Source organism: Serratia sp. TSA_7 (assembly GCF_052692135.1).
Map to the genome: position 1 here is coordinate 1,082,605 of NZ_JBQZFU010000001.1, position 18,365 is coordinate 1,100,969.

General features: G+C 54.8%; 13 protein-coding genes. 6 read left to right on the forward strand and 7 right to left on the reverse strand.

Annotated features, from left to right (window positions below):
• Nucleotides 1-133: 133 nt before the first annotated feature.
• On the forward strand, nucleotides 134-1,939 hold the full coding sequence (locus tag ACUTQW_RS05260) for a sigma-54-dependent Fis family transcriptional regulator (RefSeq protein WP_006325265.1): 1,806 nt from the start codon (nucleotides 134-136) through the stop codon (nucleotides 1,937-1,939).
• A 30-nt stretch (nucleotides 1,940-1,969) separates the two neighbouring features.
• Here the strand turns inward: ACUTQW_RS05260 and ACUTQW_RS05265 are convergent, their stop codons facing one another.
• The gene (locus tag ACUTQW_RS05265; protein WP_051170096.1) at nucleotides 1,970-2,578 is read right to left on the reverse strand and encodes a TetR/AcrR family transcriptional regulator; all 609 of its coding nucleotides are present in this window, start codon (nucleotides 2,576-2,578) and stop codon (nucleotides 1,970-1,972) included.
• 58 nt (nucleotides 2,579-2,636) lie between these two features.
• Between ACUTQW_RS05265 and ACUTQW_RS05270 the strand changes: the two genes are divergently transcribed.
• Nucleotides 2,637-3,665 carry an MDR family NADP-dependent oxidoreductase gene (locus tag ACUTQW_RS05270; RefSeq protein WP_020439037.1) on the forward strand — a complete coding sequence of 343 codons (1,029 nt, stop codon included), beginning with the start codon at nucleotides 2,637-2,639 and terminating at the stop codon, nucleotides 3,663-3,665.
• Nucleotides 3,666-3,717: 52 nt separating this feature from the next.
• On the opposite strand, the gene ACUTQW_RS05275 is transcribed toward ACUTQW_RS05270, so the two are convergent.
• From ACUTQW_RS05275 to ACUTQW_RS05295, 5 genes are all read right to left on the reverse strand, one after another.
• A complete protein-coding gene (locus ACUTQW_RS05275) occupies nucleotides 3,718-4,641 on the reverse strand; it encodes an ABC transporter substrate-binding protein (protein ID WP_004944473.1) in 924 nt (307 codons plus the stop codon).
• A 129-nt stretch (nucleotides 4,642-4,770) separates the two neighbouring features.
• Nucleotides 4,771-6,870 (reverse strand): putative bifunctional diguanylate cyclase/phosphodiesterase, encoded by a 2,100-nt coding sequence (locus ACUTQW_RS05280; RefSeq protein ID WP_020439038.1) that lies wholly within the window; start codon nucleotides 6,868-6,870, stop codon nucleotides 4,771-4,773.
• Nucleotides 6,854-7,081, reverse strand: a complete 228-nt coding sequence (locus ACUTQW_RS05285) for a hypothetical protein (RefSeq protein WP_144080238.1) — start codon at nucleotides 7,079-7,081, stop codon at nucleotides 6,854-6,856. The genes ACUTQW_RS05280 and ACUTQW_RS05285 overlap by 17 nt, the downstream gene beginning before the upstream one ends.
• 54 nt (nucleotides 7,082-7,135) lie before the next feature.
• Nucleotides 7,136-9,571, reverse strand: a complete 2,436-nt coding sequence (locus ACUTQW_RS05290; protein ID WP_006325288.1) for a glucose/quinate/shikimate family membrane-bound PQQ-dependent dehydrogenase — start codon at nucleotides 9,569-9,571, stop codon at nucleotides 7,136-7,138.
• A gap of 492 nt (nucleotides 9,572-10,063) precedes the next feature.
• Complete coding sequence (locus tag ACUTQW_RS05295; RefSeq protein WP_006325291.1) at nucleotides 10,064-10,963, reverse strand: AraC family transcriptional regulator; 900 nt, start codon at nucleotides 10,961-10,963, stop codon at nucleotides 10,064-10,066.
• A gap of 161 nt (nucleotides 10,964-11,124) precedes the next feature.
• Between ACUTQW_RS05295 and ACUTQW_RS05300 the strand changes: the two genes are divergently transcribed.
• Both ACUTQW_RS05300 and ACUTQW_RS05305 read left to right on the forward strand, forming a co-directional pair.
• The gene (locus tag ACUTQW_RS05300; RefSeq protein ID WP_006325292.1) at nucleotides 11,125-11,883 is read left to right on the forward strand and encodes an SDR family NAD(P)-dependent oxidoreductase; all 759 of its coding nucleotides are present in this window, start codon (nucleotides 11,125-11,127) and stop codon (nucleotides 11,881-11,883) included.
• 290 nt (nucleotides 11,884-12,173) lie between these two features.
• Nucleotides 12,174-13,706, forward strand: coding sequence for an alpha/beta hydrolase (locus ACUTQW_RS05305; RefSeq protein WP_006325293.1), 1,533 nt, complete (start codon nucleotides 12,174-12,176; stop codon nucleotides 13,704-13,706).
• A 306-nt stretch (nucleotides 13,707-14,012) separates the two neighbouring features.
• Here ACUTQW_RS05305 and norR read toward each other — a convergent pair whose 3' ends face one another.
• A complete protein-coding gene (gene norR / locus ACUTQW_RS05310; protein WP_037432896.1) occupies nucleotides 14,013-15,533 on the reverse strand; it encodes a nitric oxide reductase transcriptional regulator NorR in 1,521 nt (506 codons plus the stop codon).
• Nucleotides 15,534-15,695: 162 nt separating this feature from the next.
• Here norR and norV point away from each other — a divergent pair, with 162 nt between their 5' ends.
• Together norV and norW are read left to right on the forward strand one after the other, a co-directional pair.
• The gene (gene norV / locus ACUTQW_RS05315; protein WP_006325297.1) at nucleotides 15,696-17,141 is read left to right on the forward strand and encodes an anaerobic nitric oxide reductase flavorubredoxin; all 1,446 of its coding nucleotides are present in this window, start codon (nucleotides 15,696-15,698) and stop codon (nucleotides 17,139-17,141) included.
• Entirely contained in the window at nucleotides 17,138-18,271 is a 1,134-nt protein-coding gene (gene norW / locus ACUTQW_RS05320) for an NADH:flavorubredoxin reductase NorW (protein ID WP_006325299.1), read from the forward strand. Before norV ends, norW begins: the two co-directional genes overlap by 4 nt.
• Nucleotides 18,272-18,365: the final 94 nt, after the last annotated feature.

Below are 18,365 nucleotides of genomic sequence, written 5' to 3' on the forward strand. Positions count from 1 at the left end.
GCTATAAATATCTAGTGCCGGCAATAAAATCGGTGATTTATCATTCATTTCTATTATTTTTTGTGTCCCATGTCGCAACGCATGAGACACATTCATGATACAAAAATGCAACACTTTTGCGCGGGAGAAAGTCATGTTGCATAAAGAACGAACAGCCGTAACGGGGTTCGCCTCCGACCATGAAAGCAGGCCTCTCCCCAGCCCACTGTCAGAGTCCTGGCAGCGCAGCCAGCACTACGGGCTGAGCCGGGCCGACGACCACGTTCCTTTTGTTCGGCCCGCCGTGCTGAATGAAGTGCGCGGGCAAAACGGCTGGGTGGCGCAGCTGGCCCAGCCGCTGATCGCGCGTCTGGGTGGTGAAATCAACCGACAACCTTCCATCATTGTGGTGTCTGACGCCAGCGGGCTGGTGTTGGAGACCTGCGGCAATACTCATTTCTTGCGCAAAGCGTCGCGCATAGCGTTGGCACCGGGCAATCAGTGGGGGGAGCAAGAGCGCGGCACCAACGCGATCGGCACCGCGCTGGCGTTGGGAGGCTTGTGCGAGGTGAGCGGCGACGAGCATTTTCTTAATCAGAACGCGGGGCTTTATTGTTCCGCCGCACCGATTTTTCGGCCCGACGGGCAAATAGGCGGGGTGCTGGATATCTCAACGCCGGTGCAACGCCCGTACGGCGATGCCCGCTCACTGATTCTGCAGGCGGTGAGGCACATTGAACATCAATGGGTGAAGAGCACCGTCACGGATCAACACTGGACACTCAGCCTGCACAGCGATGCGCATACCCTCGGCACTGCGCACGAACTGATCCTGGTCTTCCGCGATGACGTTCTTACCGCCGCCAACCGGCTGGCGATGCAAGAATTTAACCTTTCACCGGCGTCCTTTGGGGCGCTGGATTTCGCCACGCTGTTCCCGGAGCTGTCGCGACAGACGCTGGATGCACCCTGTCAGACACGGGCGGCCAACCGTCGCCGTTATTACTCGCTGCTGGAGATGCCAGAGCGGCATTCGCATGTCGTCAGGCCCTTTGTTCAGCCTTTTGATCGGGACGGCGCAGACAAGCAGAAAGCGTTGCGGATCCTGAACGCCGGCCTCGCGTTGTGCATTACCGGGGAAACCGGCTGCGGCAAGGAGCACTTCAGCCGGCGGCTGTTCCAGGAAAGCAAATGGCGGGAGGGCAACTTCGTGGCGATCAACTGCGCGGCGCTGCCTGAAAACCTGATCGAATCCGAGCTGTTTGGTTATGCGCCCGGCGCCTTTACCGGCGCCAATCCCAAAGGCTACGCCGGCAAGATCAGGGAGGCCGACGGCGGGGTGCTGTTCCTGGATGAGATTGGCGATATGCCGCTGAGTCTGCAAACGCGGTTGCTGCGCGTACTGCAGGAAAAAACCGTCACGCCACTGGGCAGTCGCCATGCCTGTTCGGTAGATTTTACGCTGATCTGCGCTACCAACCGCAATCTGAACACCTTGGTGGCGGCGGGGGAATTCCGCGAGGATCTGCTGTACCGCATTCAGGAGTTCAGCCTGTGCATTTCACCGTTGCGGCAGCGGGCGCATGTCGATCGCTTCATTCTCAGCCTTTGGCATGAGCTGGGCGCCGATAAGCGCGGCATCAGGCTGGCGCCGGACGCGCTGGCCGCGTTGGCCCGCTATTCGTGGCCCGGCAATGTGCGGCAGCTGTTGAGTACGCTGAAGGTGCTGCTGGCGTTGGCGGATGACGACAACCTGATTGATCTTGAGGATCTGCCGGAGCAGTTCAACGCGTTGCCACCGCTTTGCGCGGAGGCCGACGCCGTTTCGCAAGCTGAGCCGGAGGTGTTCGCCGCCATCAGAAATGCCAACGGCAACATCAGCCAGGCGGCCAAGTCGCTGGGCGTATCGCGCAGCACGCTTTATCGCAAAATGGAGAAAAAACGCCTCAATGCAGATTGAATGAGCTTACACGAGAAAACCAAGGTGAAATTAGCCCTTCAAATAACAGGTCACCAACAAGATTAATTCACGTTTTAGGTCTGATGACGCTAATTGCCCACGCCGCGATGCATCATGCACGACGCCTTCAATTGCAGAAGCCAGCACTTGGCTGGCGACTCGTGCTCGTTCTGAACCCAACTGACTGGCAGTAAAGGTAGCGTAATACTCAGCATAGCGACGTTCAAAGTCATGATGTGCGTCACGCCCGGAGAGCGGCACTTCATCCAGCAAAACGCGGTGCAAACGCGGATTAATTAAATGCGCGGCGATTATGCCATCAATCATTCGTTCAACCGCCGCCATCAATGAGTCAGCCTGCGTAGCCTCGTTAGCGGTTTCAAAAACCAGCAATATCGACGCGAGGTGTTGTTTGCGTATCGCTTCTGCCAGAGCCAATTTATTGGGAAAATACTGGTAAAGCGAACCAATACTGACCCCGGCAATGCGAGCCACTTCATTGGTGTTAAATTTTGCCCATCCGTTTTCAGCCAATAAGCGAGTAGCAACATCCAGAATGATGCCGACCAAAAATCGTGAACGGCTTTGCTGCGGCATTTTACGCATGCTTCGTGCTGTATCTGGAACACGAGTATTCACGTGATGGCTCTCCGATTGATAATGCGAGTATTAACTCACATATCAACAGGGAAATAAAATGGTCTTTGCAATGCAGCACAACAGGAAAATCAATCTGCTTAAACGCTCTTCTGGCATGCCGGGGCCCGATAACTTTGAGATTATTGAGCATCCTGATATCGCCTGTGGCGAGAATGAGATATTGGTTCGCAATTGCTGGTTTCGGGTCTCAATATCTACCCGCCTGATGATGAGTGAAGAAGCCGAAAGTGTAAAAGGCATTCCGTTTCCACCCATCAACATTGGCGATACGCTGGCAGATGCGGCAATTGGCGAGATTGTGTCTGCGCCTGCTGCAAGTGGTTTGCAACCGGGCGAGTTCGTGCTTCATCCGTTTGGCTGGCGAGAATATACCGCTGTCGACATAGGTCTCTGCACTCGATTAGGCAACAAGCTGATTAATCCTGCCGCCTATCTGGGTCACGGCTGGACGGCATATGCGGCTTTGACGCGTGCGACGCAAGTTAAACCTGACGATGTGGTTTTTGTTTCGAGCGGAGCGGGCGCGATTGGCTCCATGGCGGGACAAATTGCCCGTAAGCTGGGTGCCAAACGAGTCATTGGCAGTACTGGAACGCCTGAAAAAGCTTCATGGATGAAGCGAAAATTGGGTTATGACGAGGTCATCATTCGCGGTGACGGCACTATCAGCGACCAATTGCACCGCTATGCGCCCGACGGCATTGACATATTTATTGATATTGTAGGCGGTGAGCAATTGGAAGCCGCGGTTTCTCACACTCGGGAAGGTGCGAGGATTGTCCTGCTTGGGGCGCTATCGGCCGAACTTGCAGATGCAAAGTCGACCAAATATGCTCCTGTGGAAATAGACGCTTTCGCTATTATCGTCAAGGGAATTACGATGCGCGGATACAGCGCTGACGAAAATCCGGAAGTATTTGCTGAATGGCTTTCCTGTCTATCGCAACCTTCATGGGCGGACATCGAATTTCCTGTGACCCGGTTTAAAGGACTGGAATCGGCACCGTTGGCACTGAAAGAGACGTGTTCCGGCAAGGCACGCGGTCTGGTACTCGTTGCGCTTTAAACAACATTTAAGGGCGCCGGCGGTAAGAACCGGCGCCTTGACAGCCGGAAGATTAATCCCCCAATCCCAGCGGATTGATTTCAGAATGTTCGATTTTTTCGTCGCTCTCCGCCCAGCGGTCCAACACTTTCAGGTAGCTGCCGTTGGCGATGGCACTGTTGAGCGAAGCCTGCACGGCATCAACCAGGCCGTTACCCTTTTTCAACGTCACGGCGATGTTGGCGCTGCGCGGCCAGCCGCCAGGCACTATGCCGACCAGCTTGGTTTTGCCGTTTAACTTGGCCTGATAGGCGCCGGCTACGTTCGGCCCGAAAGTCGCATCGGCCCGGCCGGATTGGATCGCCAGCGTCGAGGCCGCTTTATCGGTCACGTAGATCGGTTGGAGAGCGGGCAACCCTTTGGCCTGATTCTCTTTATCCCACGCCAGCAACACCGCCTCCTGATTGGTGCCGGAGTCGACGATGATCTTCTTGCCGGCGATATCCGGTGCGGATTTTATCGAGGTGATTTTACTGTCGGCCTTCACGTAGAAGCCCAGCGTATCCTGGCGATAAGTGGCAAAGTCGAATTTGGTTTTACGCTCATGGGTGACGGTGATGTTATAAATTGCCGCGTCGTATTTCCCTGAGGTCACCCCCAGCGGCCAGTCTTCCCAGGATGTCGGGACCAGTTTGAGTTTTAGCCCAAGCCCATCGGCGACCAACCGGGCAATATCCGACTCACTGCCAATCACCGTTTTATTGTCGCGGGCGTACAGCCCGAACGGTGGGCCGCTACCCAATATCGATACGGCGACGGTTAGCGTACCCGGCTCCACGAATTTAAATCCTGCCGGGATCTTGGCTACGGCCTCTGGGCTTTTAACCGTGTTTATCGGGGTTTCATTGGCGATCAGATCAATTCCCGGTGCGGCATTGGCGATGAAGGACATGCTCAGGAGTGCCGCCGCTGCGGTTAATTTAGCGCTATACATCATGATTATTACCTGCATTATTATGTTGTTGAGGCGGTCTGCTCACTATCCTCGAAGCCGCTAAATCTGTGAACGAACAAAATTAACTAACTAATTTTAGAAAAATCGGGTTGCAGTGAAATGATGTCCGCCTCAATCGTCGATTTCTTCGTTATAACGAACATTTTCCCGCAGCAGGTTGATCACCTTGGGTGCTTCAACGGCCTTGCTGAACAAAAAGCCCTGTCCGAAATAAAAACCGGCGTCGCACAACGTCTGGCGCTGTTGCTCGGTTTCAATCCCTTCGGCGATGATATCGATGGCCAATTTCTGCCCCAGAATGCCCATGCTTTCGACGATGCCCAATATGGCCGGCTCGTCGTTCATCCGGCGGATAAAATCGCAATCCAGTTTAATGCAGTCCAGCGGGTAGTTCATGATATGCGTAAAGGCCGAATGCCCGGTGCCAAAGTCGTCGAGCGCAATCCGAATGCCCATTTCCTTGAGCATTTGCAAGGCCCGCAACACATACTTCGAACCGTGTTTGTTGAACGCATGTTCGGTGACCTCCAGCTCGATAAGGTGGTGCGGGATGCGGAACATCAGCAATCGTTGCAGGAAGGTTTCGGCATAGTTGTCGCGTAAAAACTCGATAGGGGATGCGTTCAACGACACCGGCAAGACTTCTACCCCGGCATCGATCCAACGTGAGATGTCGGCAAAGACTTTCATCTGCATGGCTTCGCTGATTTTGCTCGCCAGCTCATAGTTACTGAAGGCTTCACTGACGGTATCCGGCAACTGCATACCGTTTACCGGACAATACCAGCGCAATAGCGCCTCAAAACCCACGATAGCGCCGTTGGCCAAATTGACTTTCGGTTGATAGCTGGGGCGAATGCGGTTATCACGCACAATCTGCCGTGCGTGGTTAAGCTGTGAGGCTCGCGCCTTTGCCTTCTCCATCATCTGCTGATTGAACATATAAATGCCGCCGCGGCCACCGTCTTTAAGTTCATACAGCGCGGTATCGGCGCACTTCATCAGTTCCGATGGGTCGCGGGCGTCCTGAGGATAAACGGCGCAACCTATGCTCATGCCGCAATGCAGCGCCTTACCGCCGTGGGTGATCGGCGATTCGAGCTGCAACAGAAAGTTATTGGCAATTTTGAAGATATCCTGCTCATCGTCCACGTCGCTGATGACCACCGCAAACTCATCGCCGCCGAGCCGGGAAACAAAAGAGTTAGGGTTCAGGTGCGCCGTGAGCCTTTTGGATAACACGCGCAACAGATGATCGCCTGCGGCATGCCCAAGGGTGTCGTTAACCAATTTAAAGTGGTCGAGATCCAACAGAATCAACCCGAGCAATTTATTGTTGCTCAGGGCGCGTTTCATTTCCTGTTTTAACTTTTTCTTGAATAACCGTCGGTTAGGCAGGCCGGTCAGTTCGTCATATTCACTGGCGATCAGCAAACGCTTCTCGGCTATTCTTTGCGAGGTCACATCGCGGGAAACGCACAATATATTTTGTATCCGGCCATTTTTATCGGTGACCGGGCTGAGGATATTATCCCAATGCTGCATCTTGCCATTTGGCGTGATGCTAAGGCCGGCGAATCTGGCATTGCGGCCATTCAACACTTTGCGCAGCGCTTTTCTGCCGCGCTTGCGTATTTCTACCGGCAGCAGCCCCAGCCACGACATGCCAAACTGTTTTTGGTTTTCATCCAGGCCAAGAGCAATGCAGCCGGCTTTGTTCATGTGCAGCAACGAACCGTCATTATTGATGATCTTGATGCAGTCGACGCTGGCATCGAGCATGTTTTGCTGCGCAGCCAAGGTCGCGGCGAGGATATGTTTTCCCAGCACTTGCTCGTGGATATCCACGCAGGTAAGAGACCAGCGCGGTTCTCCAGGCAGGGGATCTTTGGCGGCGTTGAACGACAGCAAAAACCAGCGGAACTCACCGCTGCAATGGCGCAGACGGCTTTCATTCACGAACGAGGCGGCGGTAGCCATTGCCTGCTGCCAAAGGCTGTGCACCGGCGCATAGTCAGCCGGGTGCAGGGCTTTCAGCCAGCCGCTATCCTCATTATCAAACGAGGCTCCGCCGGTATATTCGCGCCACCCTTTATTAAAGCGTCCGCCCAGGCTTTTACCCACGCCAATGAGATTCGGTAACCCGTCAAAAATTACATTAGCTATATCAACAGGATGATTGTCATCACTGCGATCAGGTAAAACGCTCATGTCTTGTTCCTTTATGAAAACCGCCTGAGATTCGCTCCAAAAGGAACTGTTTTAATAATATTCGTGCCTGCGGAAATATGCCAATAACCGGGCTTGGCGCGGTAAAAAGCCGATTGAAAGCATGAGATATAATGCCGGGTAAAACAGTAGGATTATTCTTGTAAAAGGAAGGGTGTTTTCTATGGATTAACGCTAATTTGCGATAATTCATAAAAAAATCCCCCATCATATGACGGGGGATTTTTGTTATTGCGAAGCTTGAACGTTACTTATCGAGCGCGTAAGCGATCACGTAGTCGCCACGGTCCGGTGATTGGCGTGCGCCGCCGGCGGAGATAAGAATGTACTGCTTACCGGTGGTCGGTGAGACGTAGCTCATCGGGGTGCCGCCGCTGCCGACCGGCAAACGCGCTTTCCACACTTCCTTACCGGTGGATGAATCAAATGCCCGCAGGTAGTAATCCTGGGTGCCGGCGATAAACACCAGGCCGCCCTGGGTTGCCAGCGTACCGCCCAGCGTTGGCATGCCTACCGGCATTGGGGCGCGCATTTTAATGCCGAATGGCCCGGTATCCTGCACGGTACCGGCCGGTACTTGCCACACCACTTTCTGGGTTTTCAGATCGATAGCGGACAGGGTGCCGAACGGCGGTTTCTGGCACGGAATGCCCAGCGGCGACATAAAGCGGTTCTTGTTGACGCCGTAAGGGGTGCCTTTTAACGGCACGGCGCCCATACCGGCGTTAACCGATTCGCCGCCGTTGCTGGCCGGCGCGTTGGGGTCGATTTTTTGCGGGATCATCTGCACCCACAGGCCCAAACGCATATCGTTGGCGAAGATGTAGTGGTTGTTCGGATCGGTAGACAATCCACCCCAGTTCATGCCGCCCAGCGAACCTGGGAAGCTGAGCGAGAGATCGGTGTCCGGCGCGGTGAACAGACCATCGTAACGCATCGATTTAAAGCTGATGCGGCACATCAACTGATCGAACGGCGTTGCGCCCCACATGTCGGATTCGGTCAACTTTTCAGCGCCAATCTGCGGCATGCCGACAGAGAAGGGCTGAGTCGCCGAATACTGCTCGCCCGGGATGTTACGGGTTTTCACCGGCAGTTCTTTCACTTCGGTCAGGGGTTTGCCGGTATGGCGATCCAGCACGAAGATCTGCCCGGTTTTGCCGCCGAATACCAGTGCAGGGCGGGTGGTGCCGTCCTTCATCGGGAAATCGATCAGGCTAGGTTGCATAGGGACATCGAAATCCCACAGATCGTTATGTACGGTCTGATAAACCCACTTTTCTTTACCGGTTGTCGCATCGAGCGCCAGGATGGACGCGCCGTATTTGTGGTCCAGAGCGTTGCGGTTAGCACCCCAGAGATCCACGGAAGAGCTGCCCATCGGCATGAATACGGTGTTCATCGCCGGATCGTAGGACATCGGTGCCCAGGAGTTCGGCGTACTGCGCACAAAGGTTTGGCCCGGCTTCAACGCCGCGTTCGGGTCTTGATTGCCCGGATCGAACGCCCAACGCATTTCACCGGTGATCACGTTAAAACCACGCAACACGCCGCCAGGCATGTCGGTTTGCACGTTATCGGCCACGCGGCCACCCACGACGACGGTGGTGCCCGCCAGCGTAGGGGCGGAGGTCAGCTGGTATTTCGGATCCGAGGCATCGCCCAGTCCGGCTTTCAGATCGACGATGCCGTTGTTGCCAAAGTGCTGGCAGAACTCGCCGTTATCGGCGTTGATCGCCACCAGGCGCGCATCGATGGTGTTCATCAGAATACGGCGCTGACAGCTGTCGCCGGCCGCAAGCTGAACCGGCGCCGCAGGCGTTGAACCAGGGACCGTCGGTTCCGGCAGGGGTTTGGTGGCGTCGAAGTAGGCCAGGCCGCGGCAGCGGTTCCAGACCTGCGATTGCGCGTTGATTTCACGCTTCCAGATCGCTTTCCCGCTGTCGGCTTCGACGGCGATGACGTTGTTGTGCGGCGTACACAGGAAGATGCGGTTGCCGATTTGCAGCGGCGTCTGTTGGTCTTCTGCGCCGTTGCCGCCAGGGCTGATCGGCGTATCGCCAGTATGGAAGGTCCAGGCGACTTTCAGATCTTTCACGTTATCGCGGGTGATCTGATCAAGCGCCACGAACCGGCTGCCGCCTGGGGTATTGCCGTAGTTGTCCCAGTCTTTTTGCTGTTTGGCTTTATCGACCGGGATCAACGGCAATTGCTGGCCGCTGAAAGCGACGGTGGGGTGCGGCTGGAACATCTGCACGAAGGCGCCGACCATACCCATAGCCAACACGGCGGAGAGCAGATAAGAGAGTTTAGCCAGCGGCGATTTCCCTTCCGGTTTACGCAGTGCAGGCCAGCTAAGGAAGGCCAGAATCATCAGGCCGGTTGGCACCATCAGCCGCGAAATCAAGGGCCAGAAATCAAAACCGGCGTCGGCCACTGACCAAATCAGCGTACCGATGAAAACCAGCAGGAACAGCGTGACTGCCGAGGATTTGCGACGGAAGAATTGGATGGCGGAAAGCAGGGTGACGATACCGGCAATCAGGAAGTAGGCGCTGCCGCCGAGCGAGACTAACTTTCCGCCGGCGATGGCGAAAAATAAGCCTACAACGGCAAGAATTACCCCTAATAAACAACACCATACTTTAAGCTTTATACCCGGTCGGGCAGTTGAATCAGACATGTTCAGGCGGTCTCCGAAAATAATGTGTCTTACTACTCGTTTCCCAAAGTGTAATCGTTGCGCCGCACTCTGCATGAAACAGGGCGCGTGGCAAAAAATTAAACAGTGAATGCGCCGAATTGTACCATTTGATTCGTTAGGCTGTTAAGGATATGTTGCTTTTGACACAAATTATTAATAGAAAACCGTGGCCGGAATTCAACCTGTCACTCCTGCTATTCTTTAATTAATTGCCTACCTAAACTATTAAATAGCTGCGCCTAAATAGTGCTACAGGTGAGGAGCATGCAGATCGCCGGCACGCCGTGAATCCGTCCATGGAGGCTCGTATCGCGCGCCCATGCGGCTAACCTGCATGCACCCCACCTGTCTCAGGCTTGGGGTGTAGCGATATTCAACGCAGTTATTTAGGCGCTTGCCCGTTTAATGAATGTTCCGAGTGTCTTTTGCGCAACAGGCGATCGGTGTTGAGCCAACTCCTGCAATTACCGTTTACGCCCTCGGTGAAGCATTGATGGCCTGCCGTATCTGGCGCACGTCGCGGATAGGCGATACCCCGAATTGCCTTAGATATTCGCGGCTAAACTGTGAAGCGCTTTCGTAACCGACGAGAAAGGCCACCTCGGACGCGCGATGCTCGCCGGCAAGCAAGAGCTGGCGGGCTTCCTGCAATCTAAGCTGTTTCTGATACTGGACAGGACTGAGACCCGTCATCGACAGAAAATGGCGATGCAGGCTGGCCCGGCTCATGCCGCTGACATCACACAACGCCTCGATGCGAAGCCGGGTATTGTAATTGTCTCTGATCCAGGCAACGGCCCGGCGGATGCTACCCAGTGCGCCATCAGGCTGAGCAATCTGACGCAGAAGTTGCCCCTGAGGCCCCTGCAAGAGACGATAAAGCAATTCCCGTTCGAGCAGGGGGCCAAGAATCGGGATATCGTCAGGCGTGTCGAGCAATGATAATAAGCGGAGCAAGGTGTCGCGGAGCGGAGCGGTCATCGGATTTATCGCGATGCCAATCCCTTTTTGTTCGCGCTCGCGAACCGGCGGCATGGTCGCCGCTAATTCCGCCAGTATGGCCGGGTCCAACACAAGCGAGAGCGCAACGTAGGGTTGCCCGTCTTCAGCGTCAAGAATTTGCCCGATCAAAGGCAGGTCAAGGGCGCTGATGAGATATTGTTCACTGTCGTAGCTCAGAAGATTGTCGTGGATCGCTACGCGCTTAGAGCCTTGCAGGATGAAGCAGATCATCGAGCGATACAGGCATGGCGCCTTGTCTGTAGAACCTTGCCCGACGCAGAGGTCTACACGCGGGATCCGTGTGGGGGTCAAGCCCGGTGGCGCATGGCGCAGGGCGATATCAAGATGCGGTGCAAGCTCATTTTTCATCCGTCGATTATACCCACCATCCTTCCCCCCGTAAAATGATTGAGACAATCAGGCAATAAACTGAGCTTATCAGGCGTAGGTTACACACCGGTCATTGCCTATCATGAGCAGGTCAAGCAGGCACCGCAAGGTGCGCCCAATTAACCTATACGAGACAGCCCATGACCAACCCAATTGCACTCATCACCGGCGCCAGCCGTGGCCTTGGCCGCAACATAGCTCTTCACCTCGCCAAGCGCGGCGTACACATTATCGGCACCTATCGCAGCGGCGCCGCAGAAGCCGAAATGTTGAAAAAGGAGATCGAAGCACAGGGTGGCAAGGCCGCGATGCTGCCGCTCGACATCACCGATACCGCCAGTTATCCGGCTTTTTCAAACGCCGTGACTGAAACGCTGAGGGCCGACTTCGGCCGCGAACGCTTCGACTTCCTCGTCAACAATGCCGGCAATGGACTCTTTTCAAACTTTGTTGACGCCACCGAGGAGCAATTTGCCTCTCTGGTCGCCACGCACCTTCGCGGGCCGATTTTTCTGACTCAGAAGCTGTTACCGCTCGTGGAAGACGGCGGACGGATCCTGAACGTTTCGTCCGGCTTCGTGCGCTTTACTTTGCCGGGGTACAGCGTTTATGCGGCGGTGAAGGCCGCAGTAGAGGTTCTGACCCGTTACATGGCCGTAGAACTTGGTGCGCGCCAAATTCGGGTGAATGCGATTGCCCCTGGTGCCATCGCTACCGATTTTGGCGGTGGTGCGGTGCGCGACAACAAGGATGTGAACGCCTGGGTTGCTCAGGGGATCGCGCTGGGTCGTGTCGGTTTACCGGACGACGTAGGCGGCGCGGTAGCCGCCATTCTGTCCGATGACATGGCATGGGCTAACGGGACGACCTTCGACATTTCGGGCGGGCAGTTGCTGTAATCACAGCCAGCCGCATTCATTCCATTCTGCCATTGAACATAGGGAGAATGCGGCCATTTGCGAATATCGCCACGAAGCGCAGGCTGGAGCCAGCCTGTATTCCAAAGCGCCCCCTCCCGCGCGCAACAACGCGCCTGGGGATGCGCAGGTTTTCTCTAAATCCGATTTATTAAACAAAGCCTCACTCTCTGTAAAAAAGCTTGGCGCAGATATATTCCGTTTTCCGATGGGTCTGTATAACTAAGGCCTGGACGATTTATAGCCTTAATTTTTTTCATCGAGGGGGAAGCGTGACGTTTCCGACAATAGCCTTTATTGCCGTCATTTTTTGCCCACCGGCGGTTTTTGCCAGCCAAACTCAGCCGATATCCTGGGTTTCCTGCAAAAACAGTTCGTTTAATCAATGGTTCGACGGGGGAGAGATCCCTGCGCGGCTGCAATGCGGCTATGTTGAAGCGCCTTTATCCTACGGCGGCAGTAGCCATGAAAAAGTCAAACTGGCAGTCACACGCTTGCCTGCGACCGGTGAGAAGTGGGGCAGCGTGCTGTCTATTCCCGGCGGGCCGGGGCTGCCTGGGATTCAGGTGCCTATCGAAACGGAAGAACTCAATGAAAGTTTCGATATTATCGGTTATGACCCACGAGGCGTCGGGCAATCCCGGCCAAAAATTACATGTTCCACTCAGCCGGACAACAATGCCGATAATGCGCTTAATACCGCAGAGGCCGAAAAAGTGGGCCGTACCTGGTTGGAAGGCTGTATTAATCGCACGACGCTCAATGTCCTGAAACACCTGGGTACGGATGAGGCGGTCAATGATGTGGACATTATCAGAGCCGCTTTGGGTGAAGATAAACTGAATGCTATCGCCTTTTCATACGGAACTCAGGTAGCGGCAATCTACGCAGAGCGTTTCCCGAAAAATATAAGGGCCCTGGTATTCGACGGCGTGATGGACATCTCGGACGATGCGTTCAGCAGCGATTACAAACAGGCATTGTCCTTCCAGCATTCATTCGAACGTTTTGCCGCCTATTGTGAAGAAGAGCAGCAGTGCCAATTAACTAAAGCCCATGCCACGGCGAACTATCACGCGTTGCTGGAAAAAGTAGATAACCTGGCGCTGAGGGATGAAAATGGCAATGATATAGGCTCGGACGCTATTATTAGTGCGACCCAAAAAACGCTTTATTCTTCAGAAAATTGGCCGGACCTGGCCAAATTGCTGCGCTCAATCGATAGCGACAAGTTTGATTACCAGGCTCTGGCCGTTTTGGATAAAACCGCTGATCAGGCTACGGAGGCAGAACAAAACGCACGCCCTAAAGCGGTAAATCCCTCCAAACCCCGTAACCAGGCAGACAGCAGGGCTGATGTGGGCGTGGCAAACGCCGCCGACGAAGAGGCCGATAATTTAACCCTGATCGGCTGCATAGATTCGGCCAATCCGGGTGAGAATCTTGAACAGAGCCGGCTCAAAGAGCAGAAGTTAGCGGATGCATCCCCTTTCAGTAACTATCCGGTAAAGACGCAGTCTCCACGCAATGTCTGCGACCTCTGGCCATTTAAAGGCACGATGCCGGCGCATACTCCCGTAGCGTCTGCCGAATTGCCGCCTTTGTTATTTGTTGCACAACTTTATGATCCCGCTACCCCTTATGAGGGGGCCAAACGGATGGCGACATTTTTTCACAGCCCTTTGATTACGGTGAATGGCGACGGGCATACGATTGCGCTTTCCAACGTCAATCAATGCGTAGACGATGAAGTGATTGATTATTTTATTTCCCCTGAAAAAGTAAGGGCCAATAAAAAGTGTTAGCCTTGATGGATAATTAATAGACCGGTGAGCGCCAATATATTGTGTCTTCGATATTTCTGGCGCTTTTATCTTTGTATTTTCGGTTTCTTTAGTTACATAAGGTTAGAAATCCGAATTCATTACGTTAATATTCCCGCTCCACTATGCAGTGCTTCGATTGATTGGGCGTCATCGTTTTAATGCACTGCATAGTGGGCACTATTAAAGCAAAATGAATCAAACCAATAAAATCCCTTTATTATAATGGTTACGCTGCGTAATTATCCCAACCAACACTCCTCGTGGGTCTCTTTGCCCTAAACCGTTTTAAGCCTTTATTCCCAACCTTTTGGCCAACCGGTGCAGGTTACCGCTGTCCAGTTTCAATTTACGCGCCGTCGCCGCCCAATTCATTTCGCTCTCGGCCAGCGTCTTTTGGATCACGCTGCGCTGAAAGTGCTGCGTCATGGCGGCAAGATCTTCCTGGCCCCTTGTTTCCGGCAGGGCGTAATTTTCCTCTGCCGGTAGGGGATCGGAGTTTAAGTTGAAATGCGTCGGCAACAATTCCAGCTCGCTGCTGTTTTGCGTGGCACGGGCCAAAATGGCCGCGCGATAAATCGCATGCTCCAGTTCGCGAATATTGCCTGGCCATACATAGCGTTCCAGCGCGAATAACGCCGATGCGCTGAGGGTCAATTGCGCCAAGCCCAGCTTGAGGCGGCAGCGTTCGCAGAAGAAACCGGCCAGCAGGGCGATATCGCTGACACGTTCGCGCAGCGGCGGTACAGTAATCGGGAATACGCTCAGGCGATGGTATAAATCTACGCGGAATTGGCCGTCGACCGCCGCTTGTTTCAGATTGCGATTGGTTGCCGCCAAAATGCGCACGTTGACGCGCTTGACACGGTCATCGCCAACCCGTTGCAGATCGCCGTATTGGATCACTCTCAGCAACTTGGCCTGCAGCGAGAGCGAAAGCTCACCAATCTCATCGAGGAACAGCGTGCCGTTATCGGCCAGCTCAAACTTGCCGATGCGGTGCTGGATGGCGCCGGTAAAGGCGCCTTTAACATGGCCGAACAGCTCGCTTTCCGCCACGTTCTCCGGCAACGCAGCGCAGTTGAGATACACCAGGGGGCTTGAGGCTCGCGCCGATCCCTGATGAATGGCGCGCGCCACCAGCTCTTTGCCGACACCGGTTTCGCCGGTAATCAACACGTTGAGATCGGAAGCGGCCACGATGCCGATTTCCTGTTTCAACTGCCGCATCAGTGGTGAAAGGCCGATGATTTCATCGCTTTCTCTCGGACTATTAACGCCGGGGGTCGCTGGCGATAACGCCTGTTTTTCCAGCATTTCCACCAGCAACGCATTGTTCAAGGCGCCCGCAGCCAACGCGCCGATCAACCTCAGCTCTTCATCACTGAAGCGGTCAAACTGCTGCGGGTTGAGGCTGTCGAAGGTCAGCGCACCGATTAAGTCCTGTTCGGCAAACAGCGGCAGCGCAATACAGGCGTGGACTTTCAGCCTATCGTGGCCGGGGATCAGGCCGTCGTATGGATCCGGCAAATCGCTGTCGGCAGGGAAGCGCACCACGTCACCGGCGCGGGCAATGGCTTCCAGACGTGGGTGCGCATTCAGCGCGAAACGGCGGCCCAGGACGTCCTGCGCCAGGCCATCAATGGCCAAAGGGCGAAACTGCTGCCCTTCGAAACGCAGCAAGGCGGACGCATCGCCGCGCAGCAGGTGGCGCAGGCTGTTGATCAGGCGCTGAAAGCGGTCACGCTGCGTCAGGCCATTTTGCAATTCTATGGCGATGGCGGCGAGGGATTGCATGGAGAGGGACATGATTGTCATTCCGACACTGAATAGTCATAAAGACAATGTTATACCTGTGTCGATATGACAGCAATTTTTATAAACCCATATAAAAACAATAAGATAAAATCTGGCATGCGGATTGCTCTTTACAGACATCGAAACGCAATCATCAACGCAAAGGTAATGAGCATGGCTATTCAGGTAAAAAACAATATTCAATGGGTCGGCCAACGTGACTGGGAAGTGCGTGACTTTCACGGTACCGAATACAAAACGCTGAAGGGCAGCAGCTATAACAGCTATCTGATCCGCGAAGAGAAAACCGTCCTGATCGACACGGTGGACCACAAATTCAGCCGTGAGTTTGTGCAGAACCTGGCGGCGGAGATCGATCTTGCCACGCTGGATTACATCATCATCAACCATGCCGAAGAAGACCATGCCGGTGCGCTGAGCGAATTGATGGCGCAGGTTCCCGGCACGCCCATTTACTGCACGGAAAACGGCATTGATTCCATCAATGGCCATCACCACCACCCCGAGTGGAATTTTCATGTGGTGCGTACCGGCGACAGCCTGGATATCGGTAACGGCAAACGGCTGATCTTCGTGGAAACCCCGATGCTGCACTGGCCGGACAGCATGATGACTTATATGACCGAGGATGCGGTGCTGTTCAGTAACGATGCCTTTGGTCAGCATTATTGCGACGAGCGCCTGTTCAACGATGAGGTGGATCAGAACGAGCTGTTTGAACAATGCCAGCGTTACTACGCCAATATCCTGACGCCGTTCAGTCGCCTGGTGACGCCGAAAATCAACGAGATCCTCGGTTTCAATTTACCGGTAGATATGATCGCCACCTCGCACGGCGTGGTGTGGCGCGATAACCCCACGCAAATTGTAGAGCGCTACCTGAAATGGGCGGCGGACTACCAGGAAGACCGCATCACCCTGTTTTACGACACCATGTCCAACAACACCCGGATGATGGCGGATGCGATTGCTCAAGGCATTAATGAGGTTGATCCGCAGGTGGCGGTGAAGATTTTTAACGTGGCGCGTCACGACAAGAATGAGATCCTGACCAACGTGTTTCGTTCCAAAGGGGTTCTGGTCGGCTCGTCGACCATGAACAACGTGATGATGCCGAAGGTTGCCGGCCTGCTCGAAGAGATCACCGGGTTGCGCTTTCGCAATAAGAAGGCCTCGGCGTTCGGCAGTTATGGCTGGAACGGCGGGGCGGTAGACCGTATTCAGACCCGCCTGATGGACTGCGGTTTTGAAACCACGCTGGCATTGAAGGCCAAATGGCGTCCGGACACCGATACTCTGGCGATCTGTCGCCAGCATGGCCGTGATATCGCTCGCCAGTGGGCGCTCAGCCCCTTGCCTGCGGCTATTGCGCCGCTCAATCCATCCCCACAGGTAACGGAGGACGTCTTGGTCGATGCCGGACTGGGGCCGCGCATGCAATGCAGCGTCTGTCTGTGGGTATACGATCCGCGTGAGGGCGAACCTATGCAGGACGTGGCTCCCGGCACCTGTTGGCAGGACGTACCTGGCGACTTTTTGTGTCCGGAATGCGCGATGGGCAAAGACGTCTTCGATGCGCTTGCGGTGGAGGCAAAATGAACCACGGCATCCTGATAATCGGCTCCGGGTTTGCCGCCCGTCAGCTGGTGAAAAATCTGCGTAAGCAAGACGGCAGCATACCCATTCGCCTGATCGCCGCAGACAGCTGCGATGAATACAACAAACCTGAGCTGAGCCACGTCATTAGCCAACAGCAGACGGCGGACGCGCTGACGCGGCAAACCTCAGGCAGTTTTGCCGAGCAGTTTCTGCTGACGTTGCATGCCAATACGCGGGTTACCGCCATCGATACGCGGCAGAAAACGGTTAGCAGCGGCGAGCAACATTGGCATTACGATAAGCTGGTTTTGGCCTTGGGCGCGTCGGCCATTGTGCCGCCGGTACCTGGTCATGAGCTGATGTTGACGCTCAACAGCCAGCAGGAATACCGCGCGGCGGAAAATACGCTGCGGCAGGCGCAACGGGTATTGATCCTCGGTGGCGGGCTGATTGGCAGCGAACTGGCGATGGACATGTGCCGGGCCGGTAAGCAAGTCACTTTGGTGGACAAAGCCTGTAGCCTGCTGTCGTCTCTGATGCCGGTTGAAGCCAGCAGCCGATTGCAGCATCGTTTACAGCACATGGGGGTTGAGTTGGCATTCAATCAGCAACTGGTGGCTCTGGCGCAGCGGGAAGCGGGCATTCTGGCTACGCTCGACAACGGGCGAAGCCTGCAAGTTGATGCAGTGATTGCTTCGGTTGGGCTGCGGCCGAACCTGGCTTTGGCGCAGCAGGCCGGTTTACGGAGCGATCGCGGTATTCAGGTTGACGCCACGCTGGAAACCTCGGCTACCGACGTTTACGCGCTGGGTGATTGTGCGGAGATAGAAGGTAAGCTGCTGCCGTTCCTCCAGCCTATCCAGTTCAGTGCCATGACCCTGGCGAAAAATCTGCTGGGTGCGGCAGAAACGGTCAGGTTGCCCGCCATGCTGGTCAAGGTGAAAACGCCTGATTTACCGCTGCATCTGGCGGGAGAGACTCAGCGCCAGGATCTGAAGTGGGTGATTACCGCCGAGCCGCAGGGCATGATCGCCAAAGGCTTTGATCGGCAAGCGCAATTGCGGGCTTTTATCGTCAGCGAAGACCACATGAAAGCGGCCTTTAGCCTGCTGAAAACCCTGAATGCCTGATCGGCTTATCGACGCCGGTTGCCTGGCGTCGAGTTTGGCGCACCAAAGCAGACGGGATGTAGTGACATTGTCACTAAATGAGCTGAGTTGCTCC